Origin of the sequence: Xanthocytophaga agilis (assembly GCF_030068605.1) — a bacterium.
Taxonomy (GTDB): domain Bacteria; phylum Bacteroidota; class Bacteroidia; order Cytophagales; family 172606-1; genus Xanthocytophaga; species Xanthocytophaga agilis.
The window spans coordinates 300,144-317,642 of the sequence record NZ_JASJOU010000011.1 but is presented as its reverse complement, the minus strand read 5'-3'; the positions used below and the strand labels follow the sequence as shown (position 1 = coordinate 317,642).

Annotated in this window: 12 protein-coding genes; 5 read left to right on the top strand and 7 right to left on the bottom strand. The window is 36.9% G+C overall.

Annotation, left to right across the window (positions count from 1 at the left end; genetic code table 11):
- Positions 1–2: 2 nt before the first annotated feature.
- From kynU to QNI22_RS27380, 5 genes are all read right to left on the bottom strand, one after another.
- Positions 3–1,298, bottom strand: a complete 1,296-nt coding sequence (gene kynU / locus QNI22_RS27400; RefSeq protein WP_314515716.1) for a kynureninase — start codon at positions 1,296–1,298, stop codon at positions 3–5.
- 15 nt (positions 1,299–1,313) lie between these two features.
- Positions 1,314–1,859 (bottom strand): 2OG-Fe(II) oxygenase, encoded by a 546-nt coding sequence (locus tag QNI22_RS27395; RefSeq protein WP_314515713.1) that lies wholly within the window; start codon positions 1,857–1,859, stop codon positions 1,314–1,316.
- A gap of 49 nt (positions 1,860–1,908) precedes the next feature.
- Complete coding sequence (locus tag QNI22_RS27390) at positions 1,909–2,424, bottom strand: 3-hydroxyanthranilate 3,4-dioxygenase (RefSeq protein WP_314515712.1); 516 nt, start codon at positions 2,422–2,424, stop codon at positions 1,909–1,911.
- A gap of 146 nt (positions 2,425–2,570) precedes the next feature.
- Positions 2,571–3,056, bottom strand: coding sequence for a hypothetical protein (locus QNI22_RS27385; RefSeq protein WP_314515711.1), 486 nt, complete (start codon positions 3,054–3,056; stop codon positions 2,571–2,573).
- A gap of 183 nt (positions 3,057–3,239) precedes the next feature.
- Positions 3,240–3,770, bottom strand: a complete 531-nt coding sequence (locus tag QNI22_RS27380; protein WP_314515708.1) for an RNA methyltransferase — start codon at positions 3,768–3,770, stop codon at positions 3,240–3,242.
- 119 nt (positions 3,771–3,889) lie between these two features.
- Between QNI22_RS27380 and mutS the strand changes: the two genes are divergently transcribed.
- The 4 genes from mutS (at position 3,890) to QNI22_RS27360 (ending at position 13,767) form a co-directional block, all read left to right on the top strand.
- On the top strand, positions 3,890–6,490 hold the full coding sequence (gene mutS / locus QNI22_RS27375) for a DNA mismatch repair protein MutS (RefSeq protein WP_314515707.1): 2,601 nt from the start codon (positions 3,890–3,892) through the stop codon (positions 6,488–6,490).
- A 308-nt stretch (positions 6,491–6,798) separates the two neighbouring features.
- Positions 6,799–10,080 carry an AsmA-like C-terminal region-containing protein gene (locus tag QNI22_RS27370; RefSeq protein WP_314515706.1) on the top strand — a complete coding sequence of 1,094 codons (3,282 nt, stop codon included), beginning with the start codon at positions 6,799–6,801 and terminating at the stop codon, positions 10,078–10,080.
- Positions 10,081–10,265: 185 nt separating this feature from the next.
- On the top strand, positions 10,266–11,423 hold the full coding sequence (locus tag QNI22_RS27365; RefSeq protein ID WP_314515703.1) for a glycosyltransferase family 61 protein: 1,158 nt from the start codon (positions 10,266–10,268) through the stop codon (positions 11,421–11,423).
- A gap of 148 nt (positions 11,424–11,571) precedes the next feature.
- Positions 11,572–13,767, top strand: coding sequence for a S9 family peptidase (locus QNI22_RS27360; RefSeq protein WP_314515700.1), 2,196 nt, complete (start codon positions 11,572–11,574; stop codon positions 13,765–13,767).
- A 104-nt stretch (positions 13,768–13,871) separates the two neighbouring features.
- Here QNI22_RS27360 and QNI22_RS27355 read toward each other — a convergent pair whose 3' ends face one another.
- Positions 13,872–14,366, bottom strand: coding sequence for a VOC family protein (locus QNI22_RS27355; RefSeq protein ID WP_314515699.1), 495 nt, complete (start codon positions 14,364–14,366; stop codon positions 13,872–13,874).
- Between the two features lie 70 nt (positions 14,367–14,436).
- The gene (locus QNI22_RS27350) at positions 14,437–14,880 is read right to left on the bottom strand and encodes a VOC family protein (protein ID WP_314515697.1); all 444 of its coding nucleotides are present in this window, start codon (positions 14,878–14,880) and stop codon (positions 14,437–14,439) included.
- Positions 14,881–15,740: 860 nt separating this feature from the next.
- Between QNI22_RS27350 and QNI22_RS27345 the strand changes: the two genes are divergently transcribed.
- Positions 15,741–17,408 (top strand): methyl-accepting chemotaxis protein, encoded by a 1,668-nt coding sequence (locus QNI22_RS27345; protein ID WP_314515695.1) that lies wholly within the window; start codon positions 15,741–15,743, stop codon positions 17,406–17,408.
- The last annotated feature ends 91 nt before the right edge of the window (positions 17,409–17,499 follow it).

The window sequence follows — 17,499 nt, the reverse complement described above, 5'->3', positions numbered from 1 at the left end:
ACTTATATAATGTTTACTTCCCGTACACACCTACTTAAAGTTTCGCCACAACGATAAATGTCTTCGAAACTATTATATAATGGTACAGGAGACAAACGAATAACATTAGGTTCTCTCCAGTCTCCGATAACTCCTGCATCTGTAATCTTGTCAAAAATTTGTTTGCCATTTATCGCAGCTAGCATGGATAACTGACAACCTCGTTCTTTACTATTAGATGGAGTAATGATATGTAGAGTCTGATTGAGTATAGGATCGTTTTGAATAAGAAATTCCAGATAGCCTGTTAACAGAATACTTTTTTGTCTTAAGTTTTCCAGACCTGCTTCCTGAAAGATATCTAGTGAAGCACGATGAACTGCCATTAGTAGGATAGGCGCATTGGCTAATTGCCAGCCATCAGCCCCATGTTGAGGAATAAATCCTTTTTTCATTTGAAATCTGGTGGCTTCGTCATATCCCCACCATCCGGCAAGTCTCGGCAAATCAGGATTGCTGGCATGTCGTTCGTGTACAAAGGCGCCAGAAATTCCACCGGGACTGGAATTGAGGTATTTGTAGCTGCACCAGACTGCAAAGTCTGTTCCCCAATCATGCAAATGTAGTGAAACATTACCAATAGCATGTGCGAGATCAAATCCTACATAGGCACCTGCTTCATGCGCTGCTTTAGAAATAGCCTGCATGTCAAAAACTTGTCCAGTGTAATAGTTTACGCCACCAAATAAAACCAATGCTGGTTTGTTTTCAGGATTGATTATAGCTTGGACTATATCTTCTGTATGGAGGATATGCTCACCTTCTCGTGGCTTAATTTCTATAATAGCATCTGAGGGATCGAAACCATGAAAGCGCACCTGCGACTCTACTGCATACTGATCAGATGGAAAAGCCCCTGCTTCCATAATGATGAGATATCTATCTGAAGTAGGCTGATAGAAAGATATCATCATAAGATGCAGATTCGTAGTCAGGTTATTCATGGCTACTACTTCATGTGGTAATGCGCCTGTTAGATTACTTAAGAGAGGACGAAATTGTTTGTGGTAGGTAAGCCAGGGTTGTTTGCCTAGAAAATGACCTTCTACGGCAAGGGTTTGCCAATGAAGCATTTCCTGTTCAATCGTATTCCGGGCTGCTTTGGGTTGTAAACCAAGAGAGTTACCACATAAATAAATAGCTTCCTGATTATGTATAAGAGGGATATGAAAATAGTTGCGAAACTGTTTTAATGAATCTAATGCATCCATTTTTTGAGCAAAATCGAGACTATTTTCATAAGTGATACTGGATATCATAGAGAAAGGGTGATTTTATATTCTTTTATACATCACATCTGAACGTAATACATATTTGATACCTGATGTCACGGGAGATCCTTCATGCTTTTGCTCATGGATAAAGCATAATGCTTTTCCTTTGACAGGTAGAATAGATATATTGTCAAATGCAGTTTCTCCTCCAGTAAAATTGTCATTCAGATAAATCATAAATGTGATACGACTCTCTTCCTGATCATTTCTGTGAAAACGTCCATCAATGTGTCGTTTGAAACGCTGGTCATTTTCATAACGATAAAAACGAAATTGCTCATTCAAGCCAATTGCCTGAGAATCCTCTATCTGCTCAGGAACATAATTCTTTATCTTTTCCCACAGTTGTTGAGCCAAAATCTCATCTGTGTATATAAGCCGATAATTGTTTCGGAGAGACTTCATCATCTGTGATCCTGATGATAAACTTACTTCCGCTTCATCATATCCTGTTTTTTCACTAAATGCAATCAGATCATCACATTCCTGAACAGAAAGAAAATTATCAATTGTCCAGATTGATGAAGTATGTGCTGTAGCCTGCATATGAATTTAAAATAGATAAGTGGAAGATATCTTTTTATAACAACAGATACTAACTGGGTTTCTCCATGAATGTTCCACATTGTTTACAGGTACGTAACTCTGAAGATGCCCAGAATCGGTCCATGATTGCAGGCAGTTGTCCAACAATATCACTGACAGGAGTATATTCTTCGTAAAGTTTATGTCCACAATTTTCACAGAACCAAAGAAATCCATCCAGTTCTTCAGGTTTGCGGTAACGTTCTACTACTAAGCCAATAGAGCCTGCTGTCCGGCGGGGAGAATGGGGAACATGAGGTGGCAGCAAAAACATATCACCTGCTTTTAGATGAATATCTACTACCTGGTCATTTTCGACAATCTTTAAGGTAATTTCACCTTCCAGTTGATAAAAAAGCTCTTCACCGGCATCATCATGAAAGTCTTTGCGGGAATTAGGACCTCCAACAACCATTACAATAAAGTCTTCATTGGCTTTATATACTTGTTGATTACCTACAGGGGGCTTTAAAAGGTGGCGATTTTCGTCAATCCAGGTTTGAAGGTTGAAGGGACGTTGTATCATATCTGTATAGCAAAAGATAATAATTGGACATGCTATTGGCCTTGTAAAACTAATAACATTTTAAATAAATTGGTTCACATAGCAAGAGATACATACCTGTACAAATTCAAAAGCTCGCATTTGCGAGCTTTTGAATTTATTTCTTTTTAAGCCGTTTTTGTTGTGTCTGTCGATGGCTTGGTATTTTTTGCAGGAGTTGTTTTTGCAGGTGTTGTTGGTTTAGCCTTAGTCGCAACTGCCGGAACTGGTTTATCTTTTGCCGGAGTAACTGGTTTTTCTGTTTTTACTTCTTTTGCAACAGGGGGTACAACCTCAGGCTTTTCAGCTTTTATTGTTGGTGCTGGTGTCTTGGTAACAGGTGTACTAACAACTGCTTCCTTCTTAGGTTCTGCTTTGATTGCTGCCTTTTTGGCTGCTTTTACAGATTTTTTTATTTTCGCTTCTGCAGCCTTTTCTGCTTTTTTAACTTTTTTGGCTCCTTTACTAACCTTCTTGGCTATCTTGACTGCACTTTTTTCGATAGACTTCTTAATATCTTTGGCTACTTTAGGATGGATTTCCGCTACAACTTCCTGGATTTTATCTAGAATTTTTGCTGCGATGTCTTTTTTACCAGCTTTCTTGGATTTCATAAGGATATGCTTTAAATGTAGAATGACTTTGCTGTTTTACTAAATGTACCGAAGCAAATCTATTGATTAGGACTTTGTTAAGCAAATGATATTAATCAACTAATGAGCTTAATTTATGTAATTTTTATCTTCAGTATTCTATTATTTTCTGTGTTCTGTCTTATTACTACCAATTAAATCGGTTTATGATAACAACTGACGAGAACACTCCCATAATACAATACCTACACTTACAGAAATATTCAAGGAGTGCTTAGTTCCAAATTGTGGAATTTCAACACTGACTTCTGCCAACGGAAGTAGTTTCTCGTCTACCCCAAAGACTTCATTTCCAAAAACAAAACAATACTTTTTATCAGAGGAAATCGTAAAGTGATTTAGATTTATACTTCCTTCGGTTTGTTCAAGTATTACAATAAGATAGCCTTCATCTCTTAATCTTTTCACTGCTTCTTCACTGGTTTCAGAATACTCCCATGCAATAGATTCGGTTGCCCCTAATGCAGTTTTTGCAATTTCCCGGTTAGGAGGAGTAGCAGTGATTCCACATAACATGATCTTTTCAACCGCAAAAGCATCCGCAGTCCGAAAGGCTGAGCCCACATTGTGAGCACTACGAACATTGTCAAGGAGGAGGATGAAGGGATTTTTTTTTGTATTTTTGAAGGCTTCAACCGAAGGTCGGTTAAGCTCATCCATTGAAAGCTTACGCATACAAGTAAAGAATAATTAGACTGCAAGTTTCTGTTTAATATTTCAAGCATACAAATGGAACGATAAAAATTACGTACAGCATTTGCTGTTCCTGCACTTGTAATCACTATACCTATAATATGAAGACAGAAGAAACACCTCTGATGAAGCAATACAACCAGTTTAAGGTAAAATATCCAGGGGCATTGCTATTATTCAGAGTGGGGGATTTTTATGAGACATTTGGCGATGATGCCATTAAAACAAGTAAGATTTTAGATATTGTTCTTACCAAACGATCCAATGGAGCGGCTTCTGAAGTTCCCTTGGCTGGATTTCCTCATCATGCACTGGAAGGATATCTAGCGAAACTGGTACGTGCTGGGCAAAGAGTGGCCATTTGTGATCAACTGGAAGATCCTAAATTTGCCAAAGGTTTGGTAAAACGTGGGGTAACTGAGTTGGTAACTCCAGGTGTTGCTTTCAGCGATAATGTACTGGATACAAAACGAAATAATTATTTGTCTGCTATTTACTTTGCCAAAGAAGTTATTGGTGTAGCTTTTCTAGATGCCTCAACAGGAGAATTTTTTACAACCCAAGGAGATCTGAACTATATCGAAAAACTATTACAGGGATTTCTGCCTGCAGAGATTCTTTATTGTAAACCTCAGAAGACACAGTTCTTTGACTCCTTTGGTGATAAATATATTACCTATGCGTTGGAAGACTGGGTATTTACTCATGATCATGGATATAATACATTGACTCAACATTTCAAGACAACCTCGCTGAAAGGATTTGGAATTGAAAATCTTTCGGAAGGCATTGTTGCAGCAGGAAGTGTACTCCATTATCTTGCTGAAGCGGAACACAAAAATCTCAAGCATATTGCTCATATTGCCCGTCTGGATGAAGAGCGGTATGTATGGCTTGATAAATTTACGATTCGTAACCTGGAGCTTGTATATCCACAACAGGAGGGCGGAGTGCCCTTGATTCAGGTACTGGATCAGACAGTTACTCCAATGGGAAGCCGATTAATGCGTAAATGGCTGGTATTACCTTTGAAAGAGAAAAAGCTGATAGAGGAACGTCTGGAAGTTGTGAATGAGTTTGTGCAGAACGAAGACTTACAGGAGGAGGTTCTGAAACATATGAAAGCTGTTGGCGATATCGAGCGACTAATTTCCCGGGTTGCTGTTCGTAGAGCAAATCCACGTGATCTATGTCAGTTAAAGAAGTCCCTTACTCAAATTGGGCCTATTAAAGATTGGTTGGCGAATAGTGAATTGCCTCAGTTAAAGCGTTTGGCAGACCGATTACATCCTTGTTTGCCATTGGTAGAACGGCTTGAAAAAGAGTTGCGTGAAGATGCTCCTGCTGTTACTAATCAGGGTGGTATGTTAAAAGAGGGTGTAAATGCTGAATTGGATGAATTACATAAATTAGCTTTCTCAGGTAAAGATTATCTGTTACAAATTCAACAGCGGGAAATTGCAGCTACTGGTATTACTTCGCTGAAAGTATCTTATAATAAAGTTTTTGGTTATTATCTGGAAGTGAGTAATGCACATAAGCACAAAGTTCCGAACACCTGGTTGCGTAAACAAACACTTGTCAATGCAGAACGTTACATTACAGAAGAACTCAAAGTATATGAGGAAAAAATTCTGAATGCTGAAGATCAGATTTTTCAGATTGAGCAGCAGTTGTTTAATGAACTTGTACTGGCAGCCAGTGAGTATACTGCTCAGATTCAGCAAAATGCCTTCGGATTAGCTATGCTGGATTGTTTACTATCTTTTGCACGAGTGGCTGTAAAGAATCGTTATGTTCGACCACATATACGTGATAACAAAGAAGTAAATATCAAAGAAGGTCGCCATCCTGTTATTGAGCAGCAACTACCATTAGGAGAAAGTTATGTGCCTAATAGTATATTACTTAATGACGAAACACAACAGATCATTGTAATTACAGGTCCCAATATGGCAGGTAAGTCTGCTTTGTTACGTCAGACTGCACTGATTGTATTAATGGCGCAGATGGGAAGTTTTGTTCCTGCCGAAGAAGCAACTATTGGACTGGTAGATAAGGTGTTTACACGTGTTGGAGCTTCTGATAATTTGTCTCGTGGTGAATCTACTTTTATGGTAGAGATGACAGAGACTGCCAGTATTCTGAACAACCTTAGTGAAAGGAGTTTAGTACTGATGGATGAGATTGGACGAGGAACAAGTACATATGATGGGATCTCAATTGCTTGGTCTATTGTAGAGTATTTGCATAACCATCCTAAATACAAGGCAAAAACATTGTTTGCAACCCATTATCATGAACTTAACCAACTAGCTGAGGATTTTCCACGCATAAAAAATTACAATGTATCTGTAAAAGAAGTTGGGAATAAGGTAGTCTTCCTGCGTAAGTTAAAAGAAGGAGGAAGTGAACACAGTTTTGGTATTCATGTGGCTCAGATGGCGGGTATGCCTCAAAATGTAGTATTAAGAGCAAATGAAATTATGCACCATCTGGAGACAGACAAGATTCGTCAACAGGCTGAAGAACGTGTTCGGGAAGTACCTAAAAACAATGTCCAGTTTACTTTGTTTGAAGCAGATCCTACTTTACAAAGAGTAGCGGATACTTTGGAAAAAGTAGATGTAAATACACTGACACCTATTGAAGCATTGCTTAAACTTAATGAGTTAAAGAGTATATTGAATAAAAAGAATTAATCTTTTACCATTGGCATTTCAGTGTAAAAGGGTTATCTCACAATGGTTATTTATCATGTGTTGTGAGGTAATCCTTTTTTATGTTTGTTAGTCAAATTACATATCTTTCTTTATTGGGATTAATCAGAAGATAGGAGAGTGATTTGTATCTTTATGTATAGGTACTACGTTATAAATATCAACGGTTTTTGTATGTAAGTGTTTCTATAGTATGAATAAAGAACACTAAATACTGAATGTAAAATTATGTTTCATCTTTATTGAAAGATAGTGCTTCCTGAAGCGGATATTCTATCACAGGAATCTTTATGACAGTTGCCAAAGGTTTTCGGATATTTTTTTACTGTCTGTTAATTCTGACAACTATCCTTGCTGTACTATTATGGACATTACCTCGCTTTTATGAAGAAAGAGCTGCTTCCTATTTAAGGAAACAATTTGCTTTGTATTCAGACCTGCGTCTACAGCACTTCACTACTCGTATTTCATTATTTTCTCACTTTCCGCATGTAACTTTTACTTTTGAACAATTATCTGTTGTTGATACAACGTTTTCTGTTCCATTACAGGTACTGGGAGTTAAGCAGGCAAAATTTACAGTTAATCTACAGGATATTAAGAGGGATACAGTTCCCCTGCAGAATATTCAACTAAAAGGAATCCGTTTTTATCAGGAGATTGATTCAGTAGGACATAAAACGGGATTTCGTTTCAAAAAGCGTAAAACCTCCGGATCAGTTATTGCCACTGCCGCTCGATTTGAATTTCCTCAAATTGAGATCTCAGATGTGCAAGTGCGCACACTGAATAAATATAAGCAAAGTGCATTCTCTGTTCTTGTTAAAAACGCCTCTTTATCTGCAAGTTATGCAGGTGATAGTCTCTTAGTAAAAGGCACACTTCAGGGAGAATCAGAATATATAAAGAATCAGAATATAACACTTTTTCAGGGATGGCCATTTACTGCTACAGCTCACTATGTATACAATGTAAAAGAGAAAAAAGGTACTCTATATAAGAGTGCTATACAGGTGCATCAGGATACAATCTCGATAATGGGGACTCATAAGCGCAGTAAACAAGGTGTTTCACTCGCTATAGATTTGCAGGGTCAGCTAGGATTAACAGAATTACTGAATGAAGCGTTACCTGGTAAACTTAAACCTTATCTTGCTCAGGTATCCAGCAACAGCAAGGTGAAATTTCACTACTCCATTACCGGAAATAGTAGCCCTACTTTACGTCCGCATACACATTTAGCTTTTGTGGTTGCGGATGGAAATATATCGTGGTCAAAAAGCCCTGTTGAACTGAAACATATAGATCTGAGAGGTGAACTTGATAATGGAAAAGATCAAACACCTCGTACCAGCTATATTCGAATTTCTTCATTTCGTTGTCAAACGGATTCTAATACACTAGATGGTAATTTACAGATAACAAATTTTGACTATCCATCTATCAAGCTAGCAATACAAGGATACCTTGCTATTCCTGTGCTGGCTACAATTGTTGCTATACCCAGTCCCTCTTCTTACCAAGGCAGTATTATGGGGAATATGGCTATGGAAGGACCCCTTCATTCTCCAATAGCTGGTTATTTCTCAAAAAGACTTAAATGGAATGGTACTTTGAAAATCCAAAATGGTTCCTGGACTGGAAGTAATACTTTTCAGGCAACTCATGTAAATGCTGATATGAAGTTTGCCAATAATTTATTACACATACAGAATTTGTACGGACGTATCCATAATCAGCCTGTTTCAGCTTCTGGAACAATACAAAATCTGTTAGCATATATAGCTGGTTTTCAACCTGTCGTTAAAATAATATCCACATTAAATGCCAGACAAATTAATACAGAATGGTTTCAGGGATTATTTGTTGCATCATCTTCTATCTTACTCTCTAAAAAGAAAGCTCTGGTACATACTTTTCATTTGTCTGGAACTGGCCCGATACAACAAAAGACTCTCCTTCCTCCATTTATTCAGACAGATATAAAGGTTCAGTGTAGTAAATTATTAGTCGGAAATGATACTATATATAATCTTAATTCACATTTACAAAGTACAGAAACTGCCTTAAACTTCACTCATCTGGCTGGGAGTTGGAGGCAAGGAAAATTTGAGGGGAAACTTTATTTACCAAATGATTTGAATAAACTTAACCAAAGTAGCTTAAAAGGAATTATTCAAATTGAAGAACTTGATTTGAAAAGTGCAATTGGACAAAGATTATCCAGTAAGAAAAACTTTCTCTCTTCTTTATCTTATAATCCTTCTGTAAATAAAGAACTATCACCTTATTTACAGGCATTGATTCAAGGGGCAGATATTGGGGTAACTCTGTCTGTTAGCCAATTACGATTACCAGGAGAGGAGAATATTCAAAAGCTTACGATGCAGATTCAAAAGGAAAATGAGCACGTAGATATATCAGACCTAAAATTTGAGACGACTTTGAATGGAAAAGCATCTGGAAGTGGACAGTTTCATTTACTATCACAACCAGCAAACTCAATTCAGATTTTAGATCCTCTTTTTTCTATTAAGTTGACATACAACTACCTGAATCTTGAAAAGTTAATGAAACAGATTGCTGCAATTGGACATTTGTTACCACGCCGCATTCCCGGTAAGGCTGAGAAGAATATATCTTCAGTAAAATCTCATTCCGTTTATCAACCATGGATTATATTTCCAACAAACTACCAGGTAGATCTTGAAGTAAGATCCGAGAGATTACACTATTATCAGTTGAATGGGTATGAGTTAGCTTTTAAAACACGAATATACCGAAGTCATGCTGTTGTTGATGATTTTGGCATCAATGCATTTGATGGGAAAATAGCCTTACAGGGAACTATTAACTGGAGTAACAGAGCCAGAGAAGTTCCTGTGCATTTGCGGGCAAAGCTGCAACGTATAAATCTGTATAGTTTATTTAAGGCTGCAGATGAATTAAATCTAGATCTGCTTCATAGTCATAATATACGAGGAGAAGTTGATTGTAATCTGTCTGTCCATACCAAACTGGATAATTCGTTTGCGCCCCGTCTATCTCAAACTACGCTGTATTCCAGTGCATTGATTCGAAATATGGAGTTAATCAATGTAGTACCTCTTCAGCAGGCTCTGCGTTTTGTGAAAAAGAAAAAAACAGAGCATATGTACTTTAATGATGTCCATGCACATTTTCTTTTTAGCAAGGATAAATTCTTTACTCCGGGAGTAAAGCTTGACAATAATATATCTGAATTTAAACTAAGTGGATCCTATACTATGAACGGGCCTGCAGACCTGTATCTGGACCTAAATATTTTTGAAGTTCTGTTTGGCAACAATAAGAAACGTATTGAACGCATTCAGCAAGATGTTGATACATTAATGGCGCCCAAAAAGCAGCATTTGCTGGTATATCGTCAGGTTAATGCAGTCAGGACGAATGCATATAAAGTAAAATTCTTTTCTCGTAAGGAGAGAAACTCAATAGATAAAATGCTTCATCATCATTTTAGAGAGCAGTTGCTTGAATGGAAAATCGATACAGTGTTTAGTGTCATAAAAAAGGCGAATATTGATCATTAAATAATTTGATCGATACACACTGTTTAACATATTGTAAGCCTCTAATTTATGTATATTTTTCTACTTTTGCCGGGACATACTTCCAGTTTCACTGTATATAATTTATTATAAAAAATCATTTGGAATAAAATTTCTGATAAGTGGGAAAAAATATTACTAGTATCAAAGGTATTCTTCTTAAAATATTGGCAAAACTCTATGCGAAGATTTCTGTATCCTCTACCTCTGCAAAATTCATTCGCCTAGTAGTTTCCAAGATCACAGATGGATCATTTAATTACTTTAAAGTATTTAATCCAGACAGTAAGCAGCTCTATTTTTATTATAGAGAATCTCCTAAACCTAGTTTTTTCGAAGAAGGTATTGGATATCTGAACCCTGCTATTCAAGAGCAATTTCGATCTGTAAATAAATCTTATACAACTCATATCGGATATCTGAGTGAATATGTTTTTGTGCATCGTAAACCTTGTATAATTGAGCCCAAACAAGGATGGGCTATTGATATCGCTACAGATCAGCTGATTTATCCATCAATTCCATATCAAAGTCTGATTGCAGAACCTTACCCTTCCTGGATAGGATATCATTTTAGATCCAAGAAAGATTTATTGATTGATATCCCAATTATTTCTTTACGTATGATGGCCAAAGGATGGCTTAATTATTGGCATGTATTCGGTGATTTACTAGGACAATTGATTTTATTAGATCGCTTAGGTATCTCTCAAGACATTCCTATTCTAATTCCAGAAGAAACATATCATAAACCTTTCTTTCAGGAGATGTTGAAAAGAAGTAAAACGCTATCTGAAAGAAAATGGATACTTCAGGATCGTTATACTTTTGTTAAAACTAATGAGGTATATTTTGTTCAGAAGATGCCATTTTCAAAAGAGCAATTTGACGGAGTCTTAGACTATCTGAATATTCCTGAAATAAATGCAGATGGTGAACTGAAATTATATCTGACAAGAAAAGTAAGTAGAGGTCGATACTTAGTCAATGCACTATTAATAGAAACTATTGCAAAAGAGTATGGATTTGAGATTGTTGATTGTGATGATTTAGACTTTAATGAACAAATCTCCTATTTTTCCAAGGCTCGTTATATTGTTGGGTTACATGGTGCAGGTTTAACAAATATTATCTTTCGCAGAGGTGGAGAGTTGAATTTATTAGAAATATTTCCAGGGAATTATGCACCTAATCACTATTACTGGCTATCTAAAACATATGCATATTCCTATGATGCTATAATTGGGAGTTCTTCAATAGATGGTTCTTTTGAGATAGATCCAGTATTATTCAGAGAGAAGTTAGATTCCTTTTTTAATTTCTAAGTAAATATGTTCTATCTAGATTCGTAGTCTTAAGTAAATAAAATTCTGGAGACATTCAAGCATACCCATGTCGCTTATTATTTATAGGATATTCATAATTTAGCCTTTCATTATACTTTTCATCAACTTTCAACTTTTATTGCTGTATATGATTCTTTTTCGGAGAAGTGTAGGTTTGTTTCTATTTCTTTTTTTATCAATTATTCAAATTCATGGGCAGGTAGGACAATCGCTGCAATGGTCTAAAGATGGGAATGGCTATTATGATTATGAAGATTCACAGATAAGTTTAACCAATCTGGCTACAGGTGGACAAACTGTGTTGGTAACTAAAGAACAATTGGTTCCAACAGGTTCGGCTGTACCACTTACTGTAAAAAGCTTTACATTATCAGAAGATGGTCAGAAGGCTTTGATTTTTACCAATACGAAACGTGTATGGCGTTATGAAACACGTGGTGATTATTGGATCATGGATCTAAAGTCAAAGCAATTCACTCAGATTGGAAAAGATCGTCCTCAGTCTTCTTTGATGTTTGCCAAGTTTTCCCCTGATGGAAATAAAGTAGCCTATGTAAGTGAACACAATGTATATGTAGAAGATGTTGCTACAGGGAAGAGTTCAGCTCTAACGTCCACCAATGGAACCCGTAAACTAATCAATGGAACATTTGACTGGGCTTATGAAGAAGAATTTGGGTGTAGAGATGGGTTTCGCTGGAGTCCGGACGGACAACGAATTGCCTTCTGGCAGATTGATGCCAATACAATCCGTGATTACTACATGCTCAATACAACTGATTCTATTTATTCACAGGTAATCCCTGTTGAATATCCTAAGGTTGGAGAGATGCCATCTGCCTGCCGGATTGGAGTGGTAGATGTTGCCTCTGGCAATACAGTATGGATGGCAGTTCCTGGTGATTCCCGGCAACATTATATCCCCCGTATGGAATGGGCTGGGGCTTCTGAAGTTGTTTTGCAACAGTTAAATCGTAAGCAAAATATCAGTAAGTTGATGTACTGTAATGTACAGACAGGAGTTGCTTCTACTATCTATACAGAAACAGATGAAGCATGGATTGATATAAAATCTCGTTGGAATGATGATGATCCTAGTGGCTGGGAATGGATTAATAGTGGAAAAGAATTTATCTGGGTCAGCGAAAAAGATGGTTGGAGGCATATATATAGGATAGCCAGAGATGGTAAAAAAGAATCTTTGATTACTACTGGTAACTATGATGTAATTCAAATCAAACAGATTGATGAAAAAACTGGTGTGATTTACTTTATGGCCTCTCCTAAGAATGCAACTCAACAGTATCTGTATAAAGTGAATCTTACAGGTAAAGGGCAGGCACAACAAGTATCACCTGCTATAGAAGAGGGAACTCATGAATATGAAATCTCTCCCAATGGCAAGTATGCATTCCATCAGTTTTCAAACTATTATACGCGTCCTGCCCAAGAATGGATTTCTTTACCAACTCATAAACCTTTAGATGCTTCTGCTGATATTACCAAAAAGATCTCTGCTGATGCAAAAAAAGCTTCCAATATCGAATTTATCAAAGTCACTACAGAAGAAGGTGTAGAGCTGGATGGATGGATGGTAAAGCCAGCAAACTTTGATGCCAGCAAAAAATATCCAATTGTCTTTCATGTGTATGGTGAACCCGCTTCGCAAACAGTTACAGATGTTTGGGGACGTCAACGTAATTTTCTATATGGAGGCAATATGGCTAATGATGGATATATCTACATCTCTTTTGATAACAGAGGAACGCCAGCTCCTAAGGGACGTCAGTGGCGTAAGGCTATCTATCGCCAGATTGGTCGTATAAATATTAAGGATCAGGCTATGGCTGCAAAGAAAATTCTGCAGCTGCCCTATGTTGATCCTGCACGCGTGGCTGTATGGGGATGGAGTGGGGGAGGTTCAGCTACCTTAAACTTATTATTTCAGTACCCTGAAATATTTAAAACAGGTATTGCTGTTGCTGCAGTGGCTAATCAGCTTTCCTATGATAATATTTATCAGGAACGTTATATGGGACTTCCACAAGAGAATCAGGAAGATTTTATTAAAGGATCTCCTATTTTTTATGCCAAAAATTTACAAGGTAATCTTTTATATATTCATGGAACAGGAGATGATAATGTACATTATCAAAATGCAGAATTGCTGATCAATGAGCTTATCAAGCACAATAAACAGTTTCAAGTTATGCCTTATCCTAATCGTACACATGGTATTTATGAAGGCGAAGGGACCGGAAGGCATCTAGTCACTTTATATACTCAGTTTTTACAAAAAAATTGTCCTGGTGGAGGAAAATAGGTTATATACTGAATAATTATTTACCAATATTCTCACTTTACATAAAAAGAGTATATTCTACAATAAAAGTATATGGCCAGTAGATTTCTACTGGCCATATACTCTCAAGCCTGTGCAGCCTGTGCATTATAAGCTTCTTCCAATATTGATACCTCTATCTTATCCATTTTCATCATTGCTTCCATTACCCGTTTGGCTCTTTGTGGCTCTTTATCCCGCATCATCTTCAGCAAAGCAGTAGGTACTACCTGCCACGACAACCCGTATTTATCCTTAAGCCAGCCACATTGGCTTTTTTCGCCACCTTCAGAAAGTTTGTCCCATAAATAATCTACTTCTTCCTGGGTTTCACACTTAATAAAGAGAGAAAGTGCTTCTGTAAATTTAAATTCAGGCCCTCCATTCAGCGCGATAAATTCCTGGCCATTAAGCTGAAATTCTATTGTCATCACAGCGCTTTTAGCTCTGGACGCTTCTTCTCCATACCGTACCACAGTGCCGATCTTTGAATCTTTAAATAAAGAAGTATAGAAGTGTACTGCTTCTTCTGCTTCATGATTAAACCATAAAAACGGAACGATTTTTTGTGTGTTTGTCATAGCTATAGATTTTAAATACCTAGTTTGTAGAATAATATAACTCTCTTCTGTTTAATGCCGATACATTCATTTATGAATGACTATCCATGGTAGCATCAGCCTGTGCTTCTGTTCCATTCTCCGCAGTGGGGTCCATCCACATCATTTCCCATACATGTCCGTCCAGATCTGCAAAACTTCTATAATACATAAAACCGTAATCTTTAGCCTCTCTTTCTTCAATAGCCCCTGCATGGATTGCCTTTTCAGTAATCGCATTGACCTCTTCCTTGCTGTCAACGGCAAGGCAGGTAAGTACTTCTCTTACTTTGCTTGTATCAGCGATATCGGTGCTGGTAAATTCCTTAAATTTATCATGTGTAAGTAACATGGAATAGATAGTTTCGGAAATCACCATGCAAGCAGCTGTATCATCTGTAAATTGCATGTTAAACGAAAAGCCCAGTTTTGTAAAGAAGTCCATTGACTTTTTAAGATCTTTCACTGGGAGATTGATGAAAATCTGGTTTGCCATATGAGTTAAAATTTGAGTTAGTTACCTTGTTTTGTTAGAACAAAGTTACTCAAGGCAATCCTTTTTGAGCGGGTGAAAAAGAGACATAATAAGGGGTAGATTACGACTTTTTTCAGTACTAGCATCTCCATTTATTTCTCTATACTTTCTCATTTATAACTCCCCTTAATTGATATCACTTCATAGGAAAATACTGGTTCGGCTGTATATAATTCATATACAAATGGTTACTATATTTATTCGTTTCTGGAAAATAATAATACATCAAAGCTATTTGTTATAGTTTTTCTTTAATCTGTCATACACACTCACCCAGGATCTTCACAAAAAATACTTATTTATATACATCAGATATTAAGCATTTTCCACTAAAGTGCCGCTCATTTCTTCTTCATAGCCCTATATACCATTCTTCTTTCCTATCTGACACTCTGTTTACTTAATAAAAAAAAACGGATAAGTTACATGGTAGTATTCTTGTCTATATCGGTTACCAAATAGCTGAAGAATATCAGACCTTTATATTCTCAAATGTGCAACTCTTAGAAAGAATAAGAAACAATCTTAGTGTATCCAATTTGTTTCCTGATAAATGCATAAAATTAATTTATAAGTATTTTTCAGGAAGTTCTTCATGTTAGAAATACTAGTGGCTGGATCAGAGGAAATATTGTGGATAAGTACCTAAGTTGTATAATGAAGCTTATTACTGATTTCTTCTGTAATGTTATTGTCTATTAGTTAGAGAAAGAGAATCAATATCCTACTATACAATGTAATATAATCAGAAAGATATCTGTTTGTCTTAACCAATTGCTAATTAATCTTGTGATCAATAGTGTACTTAAAAACGTTTTCTTATGCAACTCACAATTAAACAGAAGCTGATTCTCGCTTTCAGTATTCTAATACTGTTATCCGGCATGATATACTATCTGGGTAACTCCAATGCTTCTACAATAAATGACCGTCTTAATCTGATTGTAGATACAAATGCCAAAGGTATCATGCTGGCAAGCAAGCTGGCAGAAGATGTTCAGTTTATCACAAAGCGGGAAAAAGATTTTATACTGGAACAAGATAGAGAAACCTTACAGGACCTTGTTAAAGATGTTGATACACGTCTGGAAATTTTTACTACACGCATTGAGCAGTTAAAAGCTATTTCGGATGAAAAAGGAAATGAACAGATAGATGAATTTCTTCAAAAATGGCAGGAGTACCAGAAGATCTATGGCAAAATAAAGATATTAGCGGTAGTGATGAACACTGATTCAAGCAACACCGCAGCATATCATCTCTCTAAGACTACGGGCAGGGCAGCAGCATTGGATGCAATTGCAGCAGTGAACCAGTTAGTAAAGAAGAATGAAGCAGCTCTTGCACAAACTAAACTGGAAACAGATCAGATTTATTCGAATGCAAGAACAAACATGGTTATTCTGCTTGCCTTCAGTATAGTATTGGCTGCAGGTATTTCGATCTGGATTATACGTTCTATTACGGATTCTCTGAACAAAGCAAAAGAAGCGATTAAGGCAATCTCTGAAGGAAATCTTATGATTACTATCAATACAAATAGTAAAGATGAAATAGGAGAACTACTTCAGTTTTTACAAAACATGGTAGTAAAATTAAAAGAAGTAATAGGGTATGTTACTACAGCATCTGACAATATTGCTTCTGCCAGTTACCAAATGAGTGCATCTTCTCAGCAGGTAGCTCAGGGGGCAACTGAACAGGCAGCTTCGGCTGAAGAAGTATCTTCTTCAATGGAAGAGATGACCGCGAATATCCAGCAGAATACTGATAACGCACAACAAACCGAAAAAATAGCTTTACAGGCAGCAGAAGATATTAAGGAGGGAAGTCAGGCTGTGAATCAGACAGTAGATTCCATGAAAATTATTGCTGAAAAGATTTCTATCATAGGTGAAATAGCACGTCAGACGAATCTATTGGCGTTGAATGCGGCAGTAGAGGCAGCACGTGCGGGTGAACATGGGAAAGGATTCGCGGTTGTGGCGGCTGAAGTCCGTAAACTGGCAGAAAGGAGTCAACTGGCTGCCACAGACATTGATGTTTTATCTAAATCCAGTGTAGCTATTGCAGAAAAATCCGGTAAGCTATTGATACAAATTGTACCTAACATCAGCAAAACTTCACGGCTGGTACAAGAGATATCAGCTTCCAGTATGGAGCAGAATGCAGGAGCAGAACAGGTTAATAGTGCAATTCAACAATTAAATCAGGTAATTCAGCAAAATGCCGCATCTTCTGAAGAGATGGCAACCAGTGCAGAAGAACTTTCGTCTCAGGCAGAGTCGCTCAAAGATGCAATCTCTTTCTTTCAAATAGATCAATATCAGACAACTCGCCGAAATAAAAGTAACCGTGAGACTTCATCCAAATATAAGTCTGCTACTCCGTCACAAGTATATTCCACTCAAAAATCAGATAAGTTTGTAAAGGGAGTTCAGCTAAATATGCATGCAGATACCCTTGACGAATCATATGAGAAATATTAAGACTTAGATATAAACAAACATCAAATCAGGAAGGACAATAGATCTTTCCTGATTTGATGTTATCAGATAGTCATAATCATTCCACTATACT